Source organism: Nocardiopsis sp. KDC1DS13DA1 (genome assembly GCF_055632325.1).
Genome location: NZ_JBVMUY010000015.1, coordinates 104,598 through 122,977, shown reverse-complemented (window position 1 = coordinate 122,977; position 18,380 = coordinate 104,598). Strand labels below are relative to the sequence as shown.

General features: G+C 73.6%; 14 protein-coding genes. 7 read left to right on the top strand and 7 right to left on the bottom strand.

The features are described from left to right. The first annotated feature begins 155 nt into the window (after nt 1-155). On the top strand, nt 156-953 hold the full coding sequence (locus ACTVAJ_RS10900) for a DUF3159 domain-containing protein (RefSeq protein WP_470387987.1): 798 nt from the start codon (nt 156-158) through the stop codon (nt 951-953). A 19-nt stretch (nt 954-972) separates the two neighbouring features. Here the strand turns inward: ACTVAJ_RS10900 and ACTVAJ_RS10895 are convergent, their stop codons facing one another. Beyond that, on the bottom strand, nt 973-1,662 hold the full coding sequence (locus ACTVAJ_RS10895) for a potassium channel family protein (protein WP_470387986.1): 690 nt from the start codon (nt 1,660-1,662) through the stop codon (nt 973-975). A gap of 1 nt (nt 1,663) precedes the next feature. Next, complete coding sequence (locus ACTVAJ_RS10890) at nt 1,664-2,338, bottom strand: potassium channel family protein (RefSeq protein ID WP_470387985.1); 675 nt, start codon at nt 2,336-2,338, stop codon at nt 1,664-1,666. A 228-nt stretch (nt 2,339-2,566) separates the two neighbouring features. On the opposite strand from ACTVAJ_RS10890, the gene ACTVAJ_RS10885 reads away from it, so the two are divergent. After that, on the top strand, nt 2,567-3,856 hold the full coding sequence (locus tag ACTVAJ_RS10885) for a class I SAM-dependent RNA methyltransferase (protein WP_470387984.1): 1,290 nt from the start codon (nt 2,567-2,569) through the stop codon (nt 3,854-3,856). A 106-nt stretch (nt 3,857-3,962) separates the two neighbouring features. On the opposite strand, the gene ACTVAJ_RS10880 is transcribed toward ACTVAJ_RS10885, so the two are convergent. Further along, the gene (locus tag ACTVAJ_RS10880; protein WP_470387983.1) at nt 3,963-4,871 is read right to left on the bottom strand and encodes a DMT family transporter; all 909 of its coding nucleotides are present in this window, start codon (nt 4,869-4,871) and stop codon (nt 3,963-3,965) included. 346 nt (nt 4,872-5,217) lie between these two features. On the opposite strand from ACTVAJ_RS10880, the gene ACTVAJ_RS10875 reads away from it, so the two are divergent. Further along, nucleotides 5,218-6,606 (top strand): MFS transporter, encoded by a 1,389-nt coding sequence (locus tag ACTVAJ_RS10875; RefSeq protein WP_470387982.1) that lies wholly within the window; start codon nt 5,218-5,220, stop codon nt 6,604-6,606. Nucleotides 6,607-6,630: 24 nt separating this feature from the next. On the opposite strand, the gene ACTVAJ_RS10870 is transcribed toward ACTVAJ_RS10875, so the two are convergent. The 4 genes from ACTVAJ_RS10870 to ACTVAJ_RS10855 are packed head-to-tail and all read right to left on the bottom strand — an operon-like array spanning nt 6,631 to nt 10,413. Next, nucleotides 6,631-8,142 carry a hypothetical protein gene (locus ACTVAJ_RS10870; RefSeq protein ID WP_470387981.1) on the bottom strand — a complete coding sequence of 504 codons (1,512 nt, stop codon included), beginning with the start codon at nt 8,140-8,142 and terminating at the stop codon, nt 6,631-6,633. Next, complete coding sequence (locus ACTVAJ_RS10865; RefSeq protein ID WP_470387980.1) at nt 8,139-9,026, bottom strand: ATP-binding cassette domain-containing protein; 888 nt, start codon at nt 9,024-9,026, stop codon at nt 8,139-8,141. Before ACTVAJ_RS10865 ends, ACTVAJ_RS10870 begins: the two co-directional genes overlap by 4 nt. Further along, the gene (locus ACTVAJ_RS10860) at nt 9,023-9,829 is read right to left on the bottom strand and encodes a zf-HC2 domain-containing protein (protein WP_470387979.1); all 807 of its coding nucleotides are present in this window, start codon (nt 9,827-9,829) and stop codon (nt 9,023-9,025) included. The genes ACTVAJ_RS10865 and ACTVAJ_RS10860 overlap by 4 nt, the downstream gene beginning before the upstream one ends. Beyond that, nucleotides 9,826-10,413 carry an RNA polymerase sigma factor gene (locus tag ACTVAJ_RS10855; RefSeq protein ID WP_470387978.1) on the bottom strand — a complete coding sequence of 196 codons (588 nt, stop codon included), beginning with the start codon at nt 10,411-10,413 and terminating at the stop codon, nt 9,826-9,828. The genes ACTVAJ_RS10860 and ACTVAJ_RS10855 overlap by 4 nt, the downstream gene beginning before the upstream one ends. 262 nt (nt 10,414-10,675) lie before the next feature. Between ACTVAJ_RS10855 and ACTVAJ_RS10850 the strand changes: the two genes are divergently transcribed. The 4 genes from ACTVAJ_RS10850 to ACTVAJ_RS10835 all read left to right on the top strand — a co-directional run bounded on the left by ACTVAJ_RS10850 (nt 10,676) and on the right by ACTVAJ_RS10835 (nt 18,230). Next, nucleotides 10,676-11,611, top strand: a complete 936-nt coding sequence (locus ACTVAJ_RS10850; protein WP_470387977.1) for an LLM class F420-dependent oxidoreductase — start codon at nt 10,676-10,678, stop codon at nt 11,609-11,611. 381 nt (nt 11,612-11,992) lie between these two features. Then, the gene (gene acnA, locus ACTVAJ_RS10845; RefSeq protein ID WP_470387976.1) at nt 11,993-14,707 is read left to right on the top strand and encodes an aconitate hydratase AcnA; all 2,715 of its coding nucleotides are present in this window, start codon (nt 11,993-11,995) and stop codon (nt 14,705-14,707) included. A gap of 186 nt (nt 14,708-14,893) precedes the next feature. Continuing rightward, entirely contained in the window at nt 14,894-16,939 is a 2,046-nt protein-coding gene (locus tag ACTVAJ_RS10840; RefSeq protein ID WP_470387975.1) for a hypothetical protein, read from the top strand. Next, a complete protein-coding gene (locus ACTVAJ_RS10835; protein WP_470387974.1) occupies nt 16,929-18,230 on the top strand; it encodes a hypothetical protein in 1,302 nt (433 codons plus the stop codon). The genes ACTVAJ_RS10840 and ACTVAJ_RS10835 overlap by 11 nt, the downstream gene beginning before the upstream one ends. Nucleotides 18,231-18,380: the final 150 nt, after the last annotated feature.

The window sequence follows — 18,380 nt, the reverse complement described above, 5'->3', positions numbered from 1 at the left end:
CCGGGACGGGAGGGGGTGCCGGGGGCGTCCGGTTCCGGCCGGGGCCGCTGTTCGTCCGGGGGCTCCGGTGCGGTGTCGACTAGGCTGGACGGGTGATGCCGGACCCGGGTGCGGGCGGCTCCGACCGGACACGACGAGCACGGACCGGGAGCGGGATGAGTGAGCAGCAGCGGGCCTCGCAGGAGAGCGCCCGGCCGACCGGGGCGGGCGAGGGAGCGAACGTGCCCAGAGTCACCGAGGACACCGTCGAGGCGCTCGTGCGCTCGCAGCTGGCCAAGGCGCTGGGGGGCAAGCGCGGCATGGTCGAGGCGGCCGTGCCCACCCTCACCTTCACCGTGTCCTACATCGTGCTGTCCGACCTGCGGCAGTCGATCATCGCGGGTGTGGTCGCCGCCCTGGTGCTCGGCGCGGTCCGGCTGTTCCAGCGCTCGTCCGTGCAGTACGTCCTCACGAGCCTGTTCGGGATCGGCATCGCGGCGGTCTTCGCGATGCGCAGCGGCGAGGCCGCCGACGCCTTCCTCCCGGGCATCATCTACAACGCCGTCTACGCGGTGGTGCTGTCCCTGTCGGTCCTGGTGCGCTGGCCGGCGATCGGCCTGATGATCGGTCCGTTCATCGGAAACAGGGAGGACTTCACCTCCTGGCGGGCCAACCCGGCCGTGGTCCGGCTCGCCTCCAGACTCACCTGGCTGCTGGTGCTGCCCTGCGTCATCCGGGTGCTCGTGCAGTACCCGCTGTGGCTGATGAACGACCTCGACGTCGCCGACACCTTCGCCCTGCTCGGCCTGTCCAAGATCGCGATGGGCTGGCCGCTCCAGGTCGCCGCCTTCGCGGCCATGGTGTGGCTGCTCGCGCGCGGCCGCACGCCCCTGGGCGATGCCGACCCGGCACGCGCCGGTGAGGGCGAGGACGGGGACACCCCCGAGGCGGGTACGGGCGGCGACGACCGCTGAGCCGCGCCGCCCCCGCGGTTCAGGCGTTTCCGGAGGCCGCGCCGCCGACGCGGCCGAGCATCTCCTCCAGGGGGCCCAGCGCCTCCGGTTCGGCGAGGAAGACCACGGTGTTGCCCACCGACAGCGTTCGCCCGGGGTCCGGCGGACGCACCCCTCCCGGGCCGACGACCGCCACCAGGGCCACGCCCTCGGGGAGGTCGCCGGTGAGGACGCTCTCGGGTCCGCCCGCGAACGGGCTCTCGGCGTGCAGCACGGACTCGGCGATCTCCGCGCCGGGCAGCGGCGGGAGGGCCCCCTCCTCGGCCAGCTCCTCGTCGCTGACGTCCTCGACCAGGTCGGCGATGAGCCGGGGCGGGGAGACCGCCAGGTCCACCCCCCAGGACTCGTTGAACAACCACTCGTTGTCGGGCTCGTTGATCCGGGCGATCGTCCGCCCCACCCCGAACTCGGTCTTGGCCAGCAGCGACACCACGAGGTTGACCTTGTCGTCACTGCTGGCGGCGATCACCACGTCGGCGTCGCCCAGCCGGGCGTCCTCCAGGCTGGCCAGCTCGCAGGCGTCGGCGAGCAGCCACTCCACCTGGGGGAGGTCGTCGACGCCGATGGCCCGGGTGTCCCGGTCGATCAGCAGAACGTCGTGGCCGCTGGCGGCCAGTTCGGTGGCGATGGAGCGGCCCACGCTGCCCGCCCCCGCGATGGCGATCCGCATCTCACTGGTGTCCCGTCTCGTCGCCGTTGTCGAACCGCAGCGCGTCCAGGTCGCGGCCGCGCGCGACCACGTGCAGGACGTCGCCCTCGGCCAGGGCCTCGTCGGAGCGCGCGAGCACGATGCCGCCGTCCCGGGTCAGGTACACGACCCGCACCGGGGCCCGCGACTCCAGGTCGGCCACCCGGCGCCCGGCCCAGCCGCGGGGGAGTGTCATCTCGTTCATGGCCAGGGTGCCGGAGGCGTCGTGCCACTCGGGACCGGCCGCCAGCCGCTCGTCGCCGGGGACCATCCGGCGCAGGATGGTGTCGGCGGTCCACCGCACCGTTCCCACGGTGGGGATGCCCAGGCGCTGGTAGACCTCGGCGCGGCGCGGGTCGTAGATGCGCGCCACCACGTGCTCGACGCCGTAGGTCTCCCGCGCCACCCGGGCGGCGATGATGTTGGAGTTGTCACCGTTGCTGACGGCGGCGAACGCCCCGGCGCGGTCGATCCCGGCGGTGAGCAGGACCTCGCGGTCGTGCCCGACACCGCGCACGGCGTGCTTGGCCACCGTGCCGCGCAGCCGCCGGAACGCCTCGGGGTCCTGGTCGATCACGGCGACCGTGTGCCCCAGGTCCACCAGTGTGTGCGCGAGGGTGGAACCCACGCGTCCACACCCCATGATCACGATGTGCACCTCGCCCGCACTCCCGTCGAGATCGCCGTCCGGCCCGGTGGGCGCGGCGCGCCCACGGTCACACCTTGGCACAGATCGCACCGACACGCGCGTCCGCCCCGGGGAGCGGCGCGCGAGGCCGGAGCCGTCCGGGCGGCCCCTCGTGTCGGCTAGATTGGGTGCGGTCGGTGGCTGTGCGCGCAGGGTCACCCGTGACCCGAACCCCAGACACTCTCCGAGGACACCCTTATGACCCGTGTGGGTACCGAGCTCGAACTCTCCGTCGACGACGTCGCGCACGGCGGATGGTGCGTGGGACGCCACCAGGACCAGGTGGTGTTCGTCCGTCACGCACTGCCGGGTGAGCGCGTCCGGGTGCGTGTCACCGAACAGACCTCGCGCTTCCTGCGCGGCGAGGCCGTCGAGATCCTGACCGCCTCCCCGGACCGGGTCGAGCCGCCGTGCCCGTTCGCCGGACCGGGCAAGTGCGGCGGCTGCGACTGGCAGCACGCCTCACTGGAGGCCCAGCGCCGGATCAAGGCCAAGGTCGTCACCGACCAGCTGCACCGCATCGCCGGCATCGACCGGGAGGTCGCGGTCGAGGAGCTGCCCGGACACCCCGACGGCCTGGGCTGGCGCACCCGCGTCCGGTTCGCCGTCGACCGGGACGGTCGTCCCGGTCTGCGCCGTCACCGCTCCCACGACATCGAGCCGGTGGACGAGTGCCTGATCGCCCACCCCGGCGTGACCGAACTGGGGGTGACCGACGCCCTCTGGAAGGACGTCCGCGACGTGGAGGCGGTGGCCTCCGCCACCTGCGCCGACCGCGCCGTCGTGGTGACCCCGACCCGCGCCAAGCTCGGTCCGCTGCCCGAACTCAAGGCCTCCAGCGCCGTCCTGCGCCGCTTCAAGGGGGGCAGGGTCCAGGCCGTGCGCGGGCGCCGCGGGGTGCGGGAGACCGTCGCCGGACACGAGTACCGGGTCAGCGCGGGCGGTTTCTGGCAGGTGCACCCGGCGGCGGGGGAGACGCTGACCGCCGCGGTCATGGACGCCCTGGCGCCCAAGCCGGGGGAGACCGCCCTGGACCTGTACTGCGGCGCGGGGCTGTTCACCCGGCCGCTCGCCGAGGCCGTGGGCCCGGAGGGCCGGACGATGGGTGTGGAGAGCGGCGCCGAGGCCGTGCGCGACGCGCGCTACAACCTCAAGGGCCTGGAACAGGCCCGGATCGAGCAGGGCGACGTGGCCGCCCAGCTGCGGGAGTGGGCGGACGTGCGGGCGGACGTGGTCGTCCTGGACCCGCCGCGCACCGGAGCCGGCGCAGAGGTCGTGCGCCTGCTCGCGGGCACCCGGCCGCGCGCGGTCGCCTACGTCTCGTGCGACCCCGCCACGCTGGCGCGGGACCTGGCCGAGTTCGACCGGGCCGGGTACGCGCTGGCGGACCTGCGCGCCTTCGACGCCTTTCCGATGACCCACCACGTCGAGTGCCTGGCGGTCCTGGAGCCGGTGCGCAAGGCGCGCCGCCACCGCGAGGCGGAGTAGGCCGGGCCCTGGTCCCCTCCACCGTCCGGGGTTCGACCCGCGGTGGGGCGGGGCGCTCCGGGCCGCCCGCGGGTCCGGAGGAGCGCGTCCCCCGGACCCGCGAACCCTAACGGCGCCGTTCGGGCGCCCGCAGGATCGCCAGACCCAGTGCGAGCACCGCCAGCCCGGCCCAGGAGACCGCGGACAGGCGTTCGCCGACCACGACCACGCCCAGCAGGGCGGCGACGGCGGGCTCGGCCAGGGTCAGGGTGGTGGCCACCGACGCCGGGGTGTGCCGCAGCCCCCTCCCGAACAGCCGGTAGGCGACGAACACGGTGAGCACCGCCAGGTGCAGGGTGACCAGCGCGCCGCTGGCCGTGGCCAGCCACGCGGTGCCGGCGGACAGCAGGACCGGGAGCGTGACCAGGCCGCCGCCGGCGAACAGGGCGCCCATCACCGCTGCGGACGGGTGGCCCTTGCGGATCAGCGTCCCGGCGATGACCGCGTACAGCGCGTAGGAGGCCCCCGCCGCCAGAGCCAGGAGTACGCCCGCGGTGCTCCCCCCGCCGCCGCCGGCCTCGGACCCGAACACCAGGACCGCGCACCCGGCCACGGCGGCCACCGTGGCCGCCGACCAGCGGCGGGCGGGGCGCACCCGCTCGGTCCACCAGGCCAGCAGCCCGGAGAACACCGGTGCGCTGCCCAGCGTGATCACGGTCGCGACCGCGACCCCGGCCCGGTCGACCGCCGGGTAGAAGGACAGCGGGTATCCGGCGACCGCGAGGGCGCCCAGCGCGAGTACCCAGCGGTTGCGGGTGTCGGCGTCACGGACCAGGGCCAGCGACCCGCGTCCGGTCAGGAACAGCAGGAGGCCGCCGAGGGTCAGTCCCGCCGCACCGACGGCCGCGGCGTGGGCGCCGTCCGGGGCCAGGGAGCTCGCGGTGCCCGTGGTACCCCACAGGACGGCGGCGCCGAGGACGGGCAGGGGGCCGCGGGCCATACGGCGCCGCGCGGGCAGGGTGGTGTGGTTCGGCACGGTCGTGGACTCTCCGTCGTCGATGGATCGGGGATCGGCGACGGGCGCACGACGAAGGACGTCCCGCCCTCGGGCGGGGGACGTCGGGTGGGTCAGGCTCGGTCCGTGCGCCCGTTCAGGCGCACGGAGGGGGGAGCACACGGTGCCGGTGGGTGTTCACGGACACCATCCTAACCAGCGGCGCTCCGGCCGGAATGTCCCGAGTATCGACGGGTGTCCGAACTCACCACGGGGCCGGGGCGGGGTGAGCGGCCCGTAGCGGGGGTGTCACCGACGGGCAGCATCGGGGCAACGGCGCCTCCCTAGCGTCGGTGCCGTCCGCGCACCCGTGGCGAGAGGAACCCCCGTGACCCGAGAAGCAGGCGACCGCCGTCCGCGCTGGATCGACCGCTGGGATCCCGAGGACGCCGCCTTCTGGGAGCGCACCGGCCTGTCCGTGGCGACCCGGAACCTGTGGTCCTCGATCTTCACCGAACACCTGGGCTTTTGCGTGTGGAGCCTGTGGTCGGTGCTCGTCCTGTTCATGACACCGCAGGCCGGTTTCTCGCTCACCGCCGAGCAGAAGTTCCTGCTGCTCTCGGCCGTTGCGCTGTCGGGTGCCGTGCTCCGCGTGCCCTACACGCTGGCCACGGGCCTGGTCGGCGGGCGCACGTGGACCGTGGTCTCGGTGTCGTTGCTCGTGGTGCCCACCGTACTCGCGGCCGCCCTCGTCTCCCGTCCCGAGACTCCCTATCCCGTCCTGCTCGCGCTCGCGGCGACGGCGGGGCTGGGCGGAGGGAACTTCTCCTCCTCGATGGCCAACATCAACCACTTCTGGCCCGAACACCACAAGGGCCTCGCCCTGGGGCTGAACGCGGGGGGCGGCAACATCGGCGTGGCCACGGTGCAGTTCCTCGGTCTGGCCGTCCTCGCCGTCCTGGGTGTCCAGGCCGGGCGCTCCCTGCCCCTCCTCTTCCTGCCACTGCTGCTCCTGGCAGCCTGGGTGGCCTGGCGGTTCATGGACAACCTCGCCCCAGCGCGCTCGCGGGTCCGGGACCAGCTGCGCGCGGTGGGGGAACGCCACTTCTGGATCCTCTCGCTGCTCTACGTCGGCACCTTCGGGTCGTTCATCGGCTTCGGTTTCGCGTTCGGGGTCCTGCTCCAGAGCGAGTTCGGCCGGGAACCCCTGGAGGCCGCCTCGATCGCCTTCCTCGGCCCGGCGGTCGGCTCCCTGGTCCGCCCGCTCGGCGGCTGGCTCGCGGACCGGCTCGGCGGAGCCCGGGTCACGATCCTCGCCTTCCTCGGGATGGCCCTGGCCGGTGTCCTGGTCGTGCCGACCCTGGCCTGGTCCGACGCCGGGATGTTCACCGCCGTGTTCGCGGTGCTGTTCGCCCTCACCGGCATCTGCAACGGGTCGACCTACAAGATGATCCCCGCCGTCTACGCGGCCCGGGCCCAGGACCTGGTGGCGGCGGGCCGTTCCCCGGAGCGGGCACGCGTCGAGACCAACCGGACGTCGGCGACGCTGCTCGGGCTGATCGGCGCGGTCGGCGCGCTGGGCGGGGTGGCCGTCAACCTGGCCCTGCGGGAGTCCTTCGGCCGGATGGACTCGGCCGTTCCGGCCTTCGCCCTCTTCTCCGTCTTCTACCTGCTGTGCGCCGCCGTCACCTGGGCCGCCTACCGCCGGCGCCCCGGGGCCGGGCTCGACCGGCGGTCGCCCGGAACCCGGGAGAGCCGGGTCCCGGCCGCCGGGTGACGCCGGCGTGTCCCGGGGACGCCGTCACCCGCAGGTGGGCGCGTATCCCCCCGGGAGGTCGTACTCCGGTTCGTAGTTGTACAGGGGGTAGTGGTCGTGCCAGTCCGCCTCGGTGGCCACCCGGTTCCCGTCCTCGGGAGCCGGGAGCCCGAGCAGTTCCATCAGGTCGGCCGTCGGTGTCTCCGGCGCGGTGAGCTCCTCCCAGTGCTCGGCCAGGATCTCCGCGACCCGTTCGGGGGGAGCCTCCTCCAGGGCGCGCGCCGCCTCCAGGTCGGCCGCCGAGGGGCCGAAGGAGGCGAACTGGTAGCCGAGTTGCTGGATCGGCTCACCGCCCCCGGTGCCGACCGCCGCCAGCCAGTGCATGAGGGGGAGACGGGCCTGCCCCGTGGCCCAGCACAGCTCCTCGCGGTCCGAACGCAGGCCGATGACCGAACGGGACGCCTGGCTCCGCAGGTCGAACTGGAGGAAGGCGTCGTAGGGGCCGTCGATCGCGTACGCCAGGACCTCGCGGTCCGGGGGTACGTCCAGGGCACGGCTGAAGGTTCCGCTCTCCTGCCAGACCACGGGGAGCCTGTCCCGGGCCTGCTCGGGCAGCATCCCCATGGGGGTTGCGAGCGTCTCGTGCCAACTGTCCACCCACGGTTCGAACCCGGGCAGGGGACAGTAGGTGATCCCCTCCCTGACCTCGCACTCCGCCTGCTCTCCACCGTGCAGCGCGCTGTCGGGGAAGCGGTGGCCCCACCCGTAGGCCGTGTTGGCGTAGACGGGTACGGCCACCGCGCCGGAGAGGAACAGGGTGGCCGCCCCGAGGGCGGCGCCCCGCGCCGCGCCCCGCCGTGGCCTCGCAGCCAGCGCGACCGCGACGAGTGTCCCGAGCACCAGCAGGAGGTAGACGAGGTAGAGGAGGGAGAGCAGTGTGACCTGGGGGGACCTGCTCTGGAAGGGGTCCAGTGCGCTGAGGGCCAGGCTCTCCGCCCGGTAGAGCATCTGCGGGCCGAACTCGTTCAGCGCCGTGCTCATGTACAGGTAGTAGGCCGGGACGAGCACCAGGGGGACGACCAGCTGGGTGTACGAGCGGGTCCACATCGCCGACGCGACCGCCACCGCCGGGCCGCACAGGGAGAGGACGAAGGGCGCGGCCCGGGCGTAGGGGCTCACCGTCCCGATCGTGGTGCCGTCGGCGAACCAGTGGCAGGCCGCGGCCACGCCCGTCTGGAACACCAGCGTCACCAGGGCGGCGGCGGCCAGCAGGGACCACAGGCGCCCGGTCCGGCTCACGGGGGTGACGAACACCCGCGAGTAGCGCGCCTCGCGAACCGCCGGGAAGGTCGTCACCAGGAACATCGTGGCCGCGACGAGGATCCCCGCGGTCTCCACCGTGTTCTGCGCGGTCAGGGCCGTGGGGTGGGAGTAGACCCGCAGGGTGCCATACGCGAACAGCACGGTGCCCGCCAGCCCCACGTACAGGAGGGGGTTGGCCGCGATCCGCGTGGCGTTGAGGGCGGTCAGCCGTGTCACGGCTGCGGTGCGTCTCACCGGGCGCCCTGCTCCACACCGGTGAGCAGGAGGTAGGCGTCCTCCAGGGTCGGCTCGACCTCGACCCGCCCGTCGCCCGTGCCCGACGGTTCCGTTCCGCCGGGGGTGAGCACGCGGTGGCGGCCGTCCGCCAACCGCCAGGTGGTCACCCCCTCCCGGGGGCGCTCCCGCTGTATCCAGACCCGGCCCCTCGCCCGTTCCACCAGGTCGCCCGGGGTGCCGTCGAAGGCCACGCGCCCCCGGTCCAGGCAGACGACACGGCGGCACAGCGCCGCCACGTCCTCGATCTGGTGGGTGGAGAGCACGACGGTGCTGCTGGTCGCCAGCTCCGAGACCAGGTTGCGGAAGCGGATCCGCTGTTCGGGGTCCAGACCGATGGTCGGCTCGTCCAGCAGCAGCAGTTCGGGGTCGCCGAGAAGGGCGCAGGCCAGCCCCAGCCGCTGGCGCATCCCGCCGGACAGGCGGCGTACCCGGCTGTGGCGGCGGCTGTACAGCCCCACCCGCTCCAGGTTGCGCCGGACCTCGTCGTGGCGTTCGCGGCGCCCGCCCATCTCCTTGAGCACCGCCACGTAGTCCACCAGACCGAACGCGGTGAAGTGCGGGTAGAACTCGGGGTTCTGCGGCAGGTACCCCAGACGGCGCCGGATCTCGGTGCGCTCGGGGGCGCGCCCGGGGTCGCGCCCCAGCAGCCGCAGTTCGCCCCGGTTGGTCTCCAGGTCGGTGGCCAGGCACCGCAGCAGGGTGGTCTTCCCGGCCCCGTTGCGGCCCAGCAGGCCGGTCACCCCCGGTCCCAGGTCGAGGTCGACGGAGTCGAGCGCCGTACGGCTGCCGTAGCGGCGCGTCACGCCGCGGGCGTGGACGCCGGAGGTGGTCGTGGCGGTCACGTGGTCCTCACTCGGAGACGGAACAGGAGCGTACCGGTCAGGACGGCCAGTGCCACCGCCCACCAGGGCTGGGTGTGCGGTGCGACCAGGACCAGCGGGGTGAGGTGCCTGGCCGGGACGAGCAGGGCCAGGGAGGTCAGCCACAGGAGCCCCACGGCGCCGCTGGCCAGGCTCAGGTGGACCCACTGGCCCAGCAGGAGCGAACCGGCGACCAGGGTCAGCGAGGGCAGGAGCCAGAAGACCGACGACCACGGTGTGGCGGGGGCGGGCATCATCAGCGCGGCCAGGGTGCACAGGGCCACGGCGGGCACCAGCACCGCGCACGTGCGCAGGAACAGCAGCCGCTGCCCGGCCATCGGAGTGATCGAGGTCAGGGTGTGCGCCGGGTCCACACCGCGTCCGTAGGCGAGCGCGACCCCGGCCAGCGGGACGACCGGCGCGGTCAGGAAGAAGACGATCGAGCCCTTGGGCAGAGCGTGCGCGGCGTACAGCGCGCAGAGCAGGACCAGGACCGTGGACACCAGCCAGGCCCGGTACAGCCGCGGTGTGGCGGCCAGCAGCTTGACCGTTCCGTCGCGCAGGCCGAGGGAGCGCAACAGGCGTTCGACCGGATGCGGCCGGGGTCGGTCGACGACGTCGCGCAGGTCGGCCCAGGAACGGTCGATCCACTCCTCGTCGGCGGGGACGAGGCTTCGGCAGGGCGCGCAGTGCATGAGGTGGGCCTCCACGGACATCGCCGCGACGTCGTCGACTGCGAGGGACGCGTACGCGTGTACTTGGGCAGGGGTCAGGTGCCAGGTCATGTCAGGGCCTCCCGCAGGCGCGCCTTGGCGCGCATCACCCGTGTCTTCACGGTTCCTTCGGGGATCTGGAGTATCTGCGCCGCCTCCCGGACGGTGAGTCCGTCGAGCACGGTGGCCTGGATGGCGGCGCGCAGCTCGGGGGAGAGCGAGTGCAGGGCGGCGCCCAGGGGCCCGTGCTCGATGTTGAGCAGGACCAGGTCCTCCGCGGAGGCGTCGCCGATGGTCTCGTAGGGTTCGGGCTCGCTGTCGGCGATCCAGCGGTTGGCCCGTCTGCGCAGCTGGGAGATGAGCTGGCGGATCGCGATGGTCCACAGCCACGCCCCGGCGTCGGTGTCGCCCGGACGCGGGGTGAAGGATCCTGCGCTGCGCCACACCGCGAGGAAGGTCTCCTGGAGGGCGGCGTCGAGCTGGTCCGGATCCGAACACCGGTGGCGCAGACGGGCGCGCAGCCAGGGCGCGTGCCTGCGGTGCAGGATCTCCAGGGCTTCGGACTCCCCGGCGGCGACGGCGGCGAGCAGCTCCGGGTCGGGGCTCTCGGGACCATAGGGGGGCACGCGGCGGCGCGTGCGGCGGAACAGCTTCACGTGGGGGGCTATCGGGACGTCGGCGGTGATCGGTTCACGGGGGCGGGGCGCAGGTCAGGCGTTCAGGGTCCGGGGGTTCGCCCCTCCCCGGCCGACCGCGGCCACGGTGGGGAAGGATACCGTGGCGCCGCGACGGCGGGGGGCCGGGGCGACGGCGCGGCCTGCCGGCGTGCGACCGACGGCGGTCGGCCGGGCGGGGAAGGTCCCCCGAACGGCGCGCCGGTGGTCCGCGCCGCCGCGGCTGTGGGAGAAAATGGGGCGTATGCGCCTGAGGATCTTCCTTGAGCCCCAGCAGGGGGCCACCTACGAGGACCAGCTCGCCGTCGCCCGCGCGGCGGAGGAGCTGGGCTTCGACGCCGTCTACCGCTCCGACCACTATCTGCACATGGGGGACCACGTCAGCGGACTGCCCGGGCCGACCGACGCCTGGATCACGCTGGCGGGGCTGGCGCGGGAGACCTCCCGTATCCGACTCGGCACGCTGATGACCGCCGCGACCTTCCGCTACCCGGGGCCCCTGGCCATCTCCGTCGCCCAGGTCGACCGGATGAGCGGCGGCCGCGTCGACTTCGGCTTCGGAGCGGGCTGGTACGAGGACGAGCACGCGGCCTACGGGATCCCCTTCCCCGCCGCCGCCCGCGAGCGCTTCGACCGCTACGAGGAGCAGCTGGACATCATCACCGGCCTGTGGTCCACCCCCGTCGGGGAGACCTTCCGCTACGAGGGCAAGCACTACCGGCTGGCGGAGGGCCCCGCCCTGCCCAAGCCGGAGCAGGCACCGCATCCGCCCGTGCTGATCGGCGGGACCGGGCCCAAGCGCACCCCGCGCCTGGCCGCCAAGTTCGCCGACGAGTACAACGTGCCGTTCGCCTCACTGGAGGACACCGCGGCGGCCTTCGATCGCACGCGCGCGGCGGTGCGCGCCGCCGGCCGGCGCACCCCCATGGTGTACTCGGCGGCGCAGGTCCTGTGCGTGGGCCGCGACGGGGCGGAGATCGCCCGGCGGGCCGACCGGATCGGCCGCGAGGTCGACGAGCTGCGCCGCAACGGCCTGGCGGGCAGCCCGGACGAGCTCGTGGACCGCCTCGGTGCGTTCGGGGAGGCCGGGGCCGAGCGCGTCTACCTCCAGGTGCTGGACATGGCCGACCTGGACCACCTGGAGCTGGTGGCCAGCAAGGTCGTCCCGCAGCTCGACTGAGGAGGGGCGGTTCTGCGGGGGCGGTCGCGGGGGCCCGGCCGCCGCCCGATAACTTGATATCGAGATACAAGTTGGATACCTTGACATCAAGATAACAGCGGGACTCCCCCCGGCCCGCTCCCGGTTCGGGCGTGTGAACGTGACCGCTTGTCGGCGCCCGGCCCCGAACATCGTGGACGCCCGCGGTCAAGGGACCGCCTGATCGGTGGCGAGTGGTGTCGCCGCGGGTCAGAGTGGACCTGCGGATGCCGGTGGCGGCGGAGGGCAGCCCCGTGGCTCTCCGAGGCCCCGCATCCGGTGAGGGCGGCCTCAGCAGGCCCCGCGCCCGCCCGTCGGGCAGGATGCCGGGGACATCAGTGGCGAGATCAGGAGGCAGACACCGTGTCCGCGAACAGTTTCGGCGCCCGTGACACGTTGCGTGTTGGCGACGAGTCGTACGAGATCTTCCGGTTGGACGCCGTTCAGGGCGCCAACCGGCTTCCCTACAGCCTGAAGGTGCTGCTGGAGAACCTCCTGCGCACCGAGGACGGTGCCAACGTCACCGCCGACCACATCCGCGCGCTGGGCGGCTGGGACGCCAAGGCCCAGCCCAGCCAGGAGATCCAGTTCACCCCCGCGCGGGTGATCATGCAGGACTTCACCGGCGTCCCCTGCGTCGTCGACCTCGCCACCATGCGCGAGGCCGTCCGCGACCTCGGCGGCGACCCGGACAAGATCAACCCGCTCGCCCCGGCCGAGCTGGTCATCGACCACTCCGTCGTGGTCGACCTCTTCGGCCGCCCGGACGCCTTCGAGCGCAACGTCGAGATCGAGTACGAGCGCAACTACGAGCGCTACAAGTTCCTGCGCTGGGGCCAGACCGCCTTCGACGAGTTCAAGGTCGTCCCGCCCGGTACCGGCATCGTGCACCAGGCCAACATCGAGCACCTGGCGCGCGTCACCATGAACCGGGGCGGCCAGGCCTACCCCGACACCTGCGTCGGCACCGACTCGCACACCACCATGCAGAACGGCCTGGGCATCCTGGGCTGGGGCGTCGGCGGTATCGAGGCCGAGGCCGCCATGCTCGGCCAGCCGATCTCCATGCTCATCCCGCGCGTGGTCGGCTTCAAGCTCTCCGGCCAGCTCAAGCCCGGCACCACCGCGACCGACCTGGTGCTCACCATCACCGAGAAGCTCCGCGAGCACGGTGTGGTCGGCAAGTTCGTCGAGTTCTACGGCGAGGGCGTCTCCTCGGTGCCGCTGGCCAACCGCGCCACCATCGGCAACATGAGCCCGGAGTTCGGCTCCACCGCCGCGATCTTCCCGGTCGACGACGAGACCATCCGCTACATGCGCCTCACCGGCCGCTCCGAGCAGCAGGTCGCCCTGACCGAGGCCTACGCCAAGGCCAACGGTTTCTGGCACGACCCGGCCGCGGAGCCCGAGTACTCCGAGTACCTGGAGCTCGACCTGGCCGAGGTCGTCCCCTCGATCGCCGGTCCCAAGCGTCCGCAGGACCGCATCGCCCTGTCGGAGGCCAAGCCGACCTGGCGCCACGACGTCCACAACTACGTCTCCGACGACGAGGCGGGCGAGGAGTCCTTCCCGGCCTCCGACGCCCCGGCCACGACCGCCAACGGGCGCCCGCACCGGCCGGTCAAGGTCACCATGGCCGACGGCACGGAGACCGAGGTCGACCACGGCGCCGTCGTCATCGCCGCGATCACCTCCTGCACCAACACCTCCAACCCCTCGGTCATGCTGGGCGCCGCCCTGCTGGCCAAGAAGGCGGTGGAGAAGGGCCTGTCCCGCAAGCCGTGGGTCAAGACCTCCATGGCCCCGGGCTCCAAGGTCGTCACCGACTACTACGAGCGCTCCGGCCTGACCCCGTACCTGGACAAGCTGGGCTTCAACCTGGTCGGCTACGGCTGCACCACCTGCATCGGCAACTCCGGCCCGCTGCCGGAGGAGATCTCCAAGGCCGTCCAGGACAACGACCTCGCGGTCGCCGCGGTCCTGTCCGGCAACCGCAACTTCGAGGGCCGGATCAACCCGGACGTGAAGATGAACTACCTGGCCTCGCCGCCGCTGGTGGTCGCCTACGCGCTGGCCGGCTCCCTCGACGTGGACATCACCACCGAGCCCCTGGGCGTCGGCAGCGACGGCGAGCCGGTCTACCTGGCCGACATCTGGCCCTCCGCCGAGGAGATCCAGGAGGTCATGGACGCCGCGATCGCCTCGGACATGTACGAGAGCGCCTACGCGGACGTGTTCGCCGGCGACGAGCGCTGGCGCTCGCTGCCCACGCCGACCGGCAACACCTTCGAGTGGGAGGACGAGTCCACCTACGTCCGCAAGCCCCCGTACTTCGAGGGCATGGCCACCACCCCGGCCGCGGTCACCGACATCACCGGCGCCCGCGTCCTGGCCAAGCTGGGCGACTCGGTCACCACCGACCACATCTCCCCGGCCGGTGCGATCAAGCCGGGCACCCCGGCGGCCGAGTACCTCAAGTCCCACGGCGTCGAGCGCCGCGACTTCAACTCCTACGGTTCCCGCCGCGGCAACCACGAGGTGATGATCCGGGGCACGTTCGCCAACATCCGCCTGCGCAACCAGATCGCGCCGGGCACCGAGGGCGGCTACACCCGCGACTTCACCCAGCCCGAGGCGCCGGTCTCGTTCATCTACGACGCCGCGCAGAACTACGCCGAGCAGGACATCCCGCTGGTCGTCCTGGGGGGCAAGGAGTACGGCTCCGGTTCCTCGCGTGACTGGGCCGCCAAGGGCACCCGCCTGCTGGGCGTGCGCGCGGTCATCACCGAGTCCTACGAGCGCATCCACCGCTCCAACCTCATCGGTATGGGCGTCCTCCCGCTCCAGTTCCCGGAGGGCCGGTCCGCCGACTCCCTCGGCCTGACCGGCGAGGAGACCTTCTCCATCACCGGCGTGACCGAGCTCAACGAGGGCCGCGTCCCGAGCACGGTGAAGGTCAGCACCGACACCGGCGTCGAGTTCGACGCCGTGGTGCGCATCGACACCCCGGGTGAGGCCGACTACTACCGCAACGGCGGCATCCTGCAGTACGTGCTGCGCCAGCTCATCGCGAAGTAGAAAAAGGACTCCGCCCGCGCCCACACGGCGCGCCGCGCGGTTCACCGGGGGCCGCCACCGTCCGAACGACGGCGGCGGCCCCCGCCCTCGTGTGGGGCGTACCCGGGCGGAACGGTCACACAGGTCATCACGGCCATCGGGGATATCCGGTGCGTGGCGTGCCGGACCACTCGGTATGCTCACCGCATGCCCGATCCCCTCCTCGGCCGTGTGAGGACGTCGGTCTCGCGCGCTCTCCTCCTCGCCCTCGCGGTCCCCCTGCTCCTGCTGTCGGCACCGGTCCCGGCCGCGGCCGACGGGAACAGCCCCGCCGCGCACCTGGCCGGCCTCATGGCCGAGCAGCCCGACGGGCGGGAGGTCGTGGTCAGCGACCTCCTGGCGGGGGAGTACGACACCGCGGCCCTGGAGGAGGAGCTGCGCGCCGAGTTCGACCGCCTGGACACCCCCTACCACGTCGTGGTCACGCCCTACCTGGCCGGACGGCTCGACAGCGAGCAGTTGCTCGCCTCCCTCCAGGACCGGGTGGGCGAGGAGGGCCTGTACGTGCACATGAACGACGGCCACACGGTCGTGGCGGGCAGCACCACGCCCGGGGCGGACCTGCCGACGGGAGACGCCGGCACCGTCCTCATGGCGGACGACCGGTACGACTTCTCCTCCCCCCTGTCCGAGGTCGCCGCGGGCTACGTCGACGCCCTCCTGGCACCCGACCTGGCCCAGCGGGCCGACCGGGCCCGGGCCTCCTTCACCGCCGACGCCGAGGGGGAACCCCCGTCCGCCTGGGAGGAGCTCCTGGAGGACCTGCGCCCGGAGACCGCCAACGGGGCCGAGAACACCGGGTTCCTGGCGGGCGGTGTCGGGGGCGTCCTCCTCGGGTTCGGGGCCACCGCGTGGATCGTGCGGCTCCGCGTGCTCGCCGCGACCCCGCGCACCGCGGGAGGGGCGCGGCGCGGAACACGCGGGGTGCACGGCCGCGCCTCTTTGGTGCTCGCGGCCCGGCGCGCGGCGCTGCGGCGCGCGGGCCGACTCGCCGCGGGGTGCGCCGTCGCCGCGGCCGTCCTGTGCGGCGCCGGCCTCGTCCACGTCCTGCTCCCGCCCCAGACCCCCGGTGAGTACCGGGACGAGCGGGACGCGCTGGCCGCCCCGCCCTACGTCGCCGCCACCGTCCGGGTGGACCGCGTGGTCGCGGCGTGGGAGGACGACCCCGTCCACCTCGACCCCCTCGCCCCCGTCAACCGCGGGGACCTGGCGGAGGTGTCCGAGGCCGCCGCGGCGATCCCGGTGCCCGTCCGGGTGGCCGCGGTCCTCATGGGAGGCTCCGACGAGTCCGGGGGCGACCCCGAGGTGCTCGCCCACGCCCTGGCCCACACCGCGGGGGAGGACGGTGTCTACCTGGTCGCCGACCTCAGCGGAGGCGACGTCGGTATCGCGACACGGGGCGTCGAGACCGGTGCCGACCCGTGGGACCTGACGGACGCCGCCCGGGGCTCGGGACCCGACGCCACCGGGCCGAGCGCCACCCTCGACGTCCTGGAGCTGCTCGGCGGGGCGCGACCGGACCCCGCGGCCCCGGACACCGTCCCGGAGGAGGCCGCGTACCGCGCCGACGAGGGGCCGCCCGCGTCACGTCTGGCCCGCTTCCTCGGTGGGGGACTCCTGCCCGGACTGCTCCTGCTCGGCCCGTTCACCGGAGCCCTCCTGTACGGCGTGTCGGCACTGTGCGGGTGGCTGCTCGGCAGGGCGCGCGCCGTTCCCGGACGCCGCCTGCACCCGACGGTCCGGCGGGCGGCCGCGCGGATGGTCTCGGCCGCCGACGGCGCCCCGCCCGACCACCCGCACATTGCCGCGGCGGTCCGGGACACCGACACCGTGCTGCTCGTCCTGGGCGCGGACCCCGACGAACTCGACCTCGTCGGTGCCACCGTCCTGGCCCGCCGGGTGGTGCGCAGACTGGGCACCGAGCCCGTGCAACCGTCCGTGTGCATGGTCAACCCGCTGCACGGGACCGCCCCGGGCCAGGACAACACCGCGCTGGCCGAGGGCGGCCCACTGCCCATGTGCACGCCGTGCCTGGCCGCGCCGGACGGGGCCCGCCACCCCCTGCGCGTGGCCGCCGGCCGGCGGCCACGCGTGTCGCACCTGTCACTTGACCGAACCTGGGTCCGTACGCGGTACGGAACCAAGGGCCGTCTGGACGGAGACCGCCTGGTGGAGGAGACCCATGCACCCTGACCGTCGTCGCCCGCGCCTGATCGCGCTGCTCGGCCTGGCCGCGGTGCTCACCGCGCCCGTCGCCGTTCCCGCGGCCGCCCACGCCGACGCGCCCAGTCCGGCCGAGGCCCTCGCCGCCGAACTGGCGTCCTCCCCGGTCCACGTCGACCCCGCCTACGCCAGCGCCTTCCCCGACGACACGCGCGCGGCGGTGGGGGAGACCATCGAGGACAGCGGCCTGCCCGTCCGCGTCCTCCTGGTGCCCCTCGTCGACGGCGACACGTGGGGCGGCGACCCCGAGGCCCTGGCCTCCGCCGTCCACGACCGGATCGGCGGCGAGGCCCACTACCTCGTCCTGGACGGCACGTCGCTGCACGGCAGCGACTTCGACGCGACGGGCGTGGCCGCGCCCCTGGGACGTGCCCACCACGCCTCCCTGGCGGCGTCCTACGCCACCGACCGCGAGGCGCCCCTGTCCGAACTCGTCGAGGTGGCGGTCGGCTTCGCGGTCTCCGACGACCCCGAGGCCGCCTACGAACGCCAGGTACGCGCCTATGAGGAGGAGAGGGGGGACGACGCCGCCGCAGCACCCGCACCGCCCCGGGAGGAGGCGGAGCCGGGCCAGGAACCCGGGGACGCGCGGTGGCCGTGGGCCGTCGGCGGTGTCGCGGCCCTGCTGCTGCTCGGCGGCGGCTACCTGCTGTGGACCCGTCCGCGCTCGCTGCCGGTCCTTCGCCAGCACACGGCTTTCGACAACGTCGACCAGGCTCACCGGGAGGCGCTGGAGCGCAGGGCCGGCCAGGAGCTGGTCGAGCTCGGCGAACGGCTGAGCGCGGCGGAGCACCGGTCCGCCGCCGAGGCGGAGGCCCTGCGGGGCGCGCTCGACGCCCACGCCGCGGCCCGTGCGGTCCACGACCGGATCGACGGCGGACCGCTGTCCGACGTCGTCGGCGTCCTCGTGCTGCTGGATCTGGCCGAGGACCGCCTGGCCCGGCGCGGGCGGGGCGTCGCCCGGCGCCGCCACTGCTACGCCAACCCGCTGCACGGTACCGACACCAGGCCCACCGACTGGCGGCAACTGGGCACGACGCGTACCGTACGGGTACCCCTGTGCGGATCGTGCGCGCAGGCGGTGCGCACCCGGATGCGGCCCGACGCCCTGCTCGTCGAGCACGGCGACCGTACCGTGCCCTACTTCGAGGTGCCCGCGAAGGAGAGCGTGTGGTCGGCCACGGGCTTCGGTACGCTCGCCGACGACCTCGTCGAGCGGATCCAGCGCGGTGACCACCGCCGACCCGAGGATGAGCGGTAACGGGTGGAGAACGGATCGAACCGTACTTCGTGGCCGGTTCCGGACACGGGGTGATCTGCTCGCCCCGCGTCGTCGTGTGGCGTGGCTATAGTTCCCTGGGACCCGTCGTGGGGAGAAACCGGGGTCGTGTGACCATCAACCAAGGAAGCG

Excerpts from the sequence above, each read along its gene's own strand:
- ACTVAJ_RS10900 (WP_470387987.1), top strand. The coding sequence starts at position 156 with ATGAGTGAGCAGCAGCGGGCCTCGCAGGAGAGCGCCCGGCCGACCGGG.
- ACTVAJ_RS10895 (WP_470387986.1), bottom strand. The coding sequence starts at position 1,662 with ATGCGGATCGCCATCGCGGGGGCGGGCAGCGTGGGCCGCTCCATCGCC.
- ACTVAJ_RS10885 (WP_470387984.1), top strand. The coding sequence starts at position 2,567 with ATGACCCGTGTGGGTACCGAGCTCGAACTCTCCGTCGACGACGTCGCG.
- ACTVAJ_RS10860 (WP_470387979.1), bottom strand. The coding sequence starts at position 9,829 with ATGACCTGGCACCTGACCCCTGCCCAAGTACACGCGTACGCGTCCCTC.
- ACTVAJ_RS10850 (WP_470387977.1), top strand. The coding sequence starts at position 10,676 with ATGCGCCTGAGGATCTTCCTTGAGCCCCAGCAGGGGGCCACCTACGAG.
- ACTVAJ_RS10840 (WP_470387975.1), top strand. The coding sequence starts at position 14,894 with ATGCCCGATCCCCTCCTCGGCCGTGTGAGGACGTCGGTCTCGCGCGCT.
- ACTVAJ_RS10835 (WP_470387974.1), top strand. The coding sequence starts at position 16,929 with ATGCACCCTGACCGTCGTCGCCCGCGCCTGATCGCGCTGCTCGGCCTG.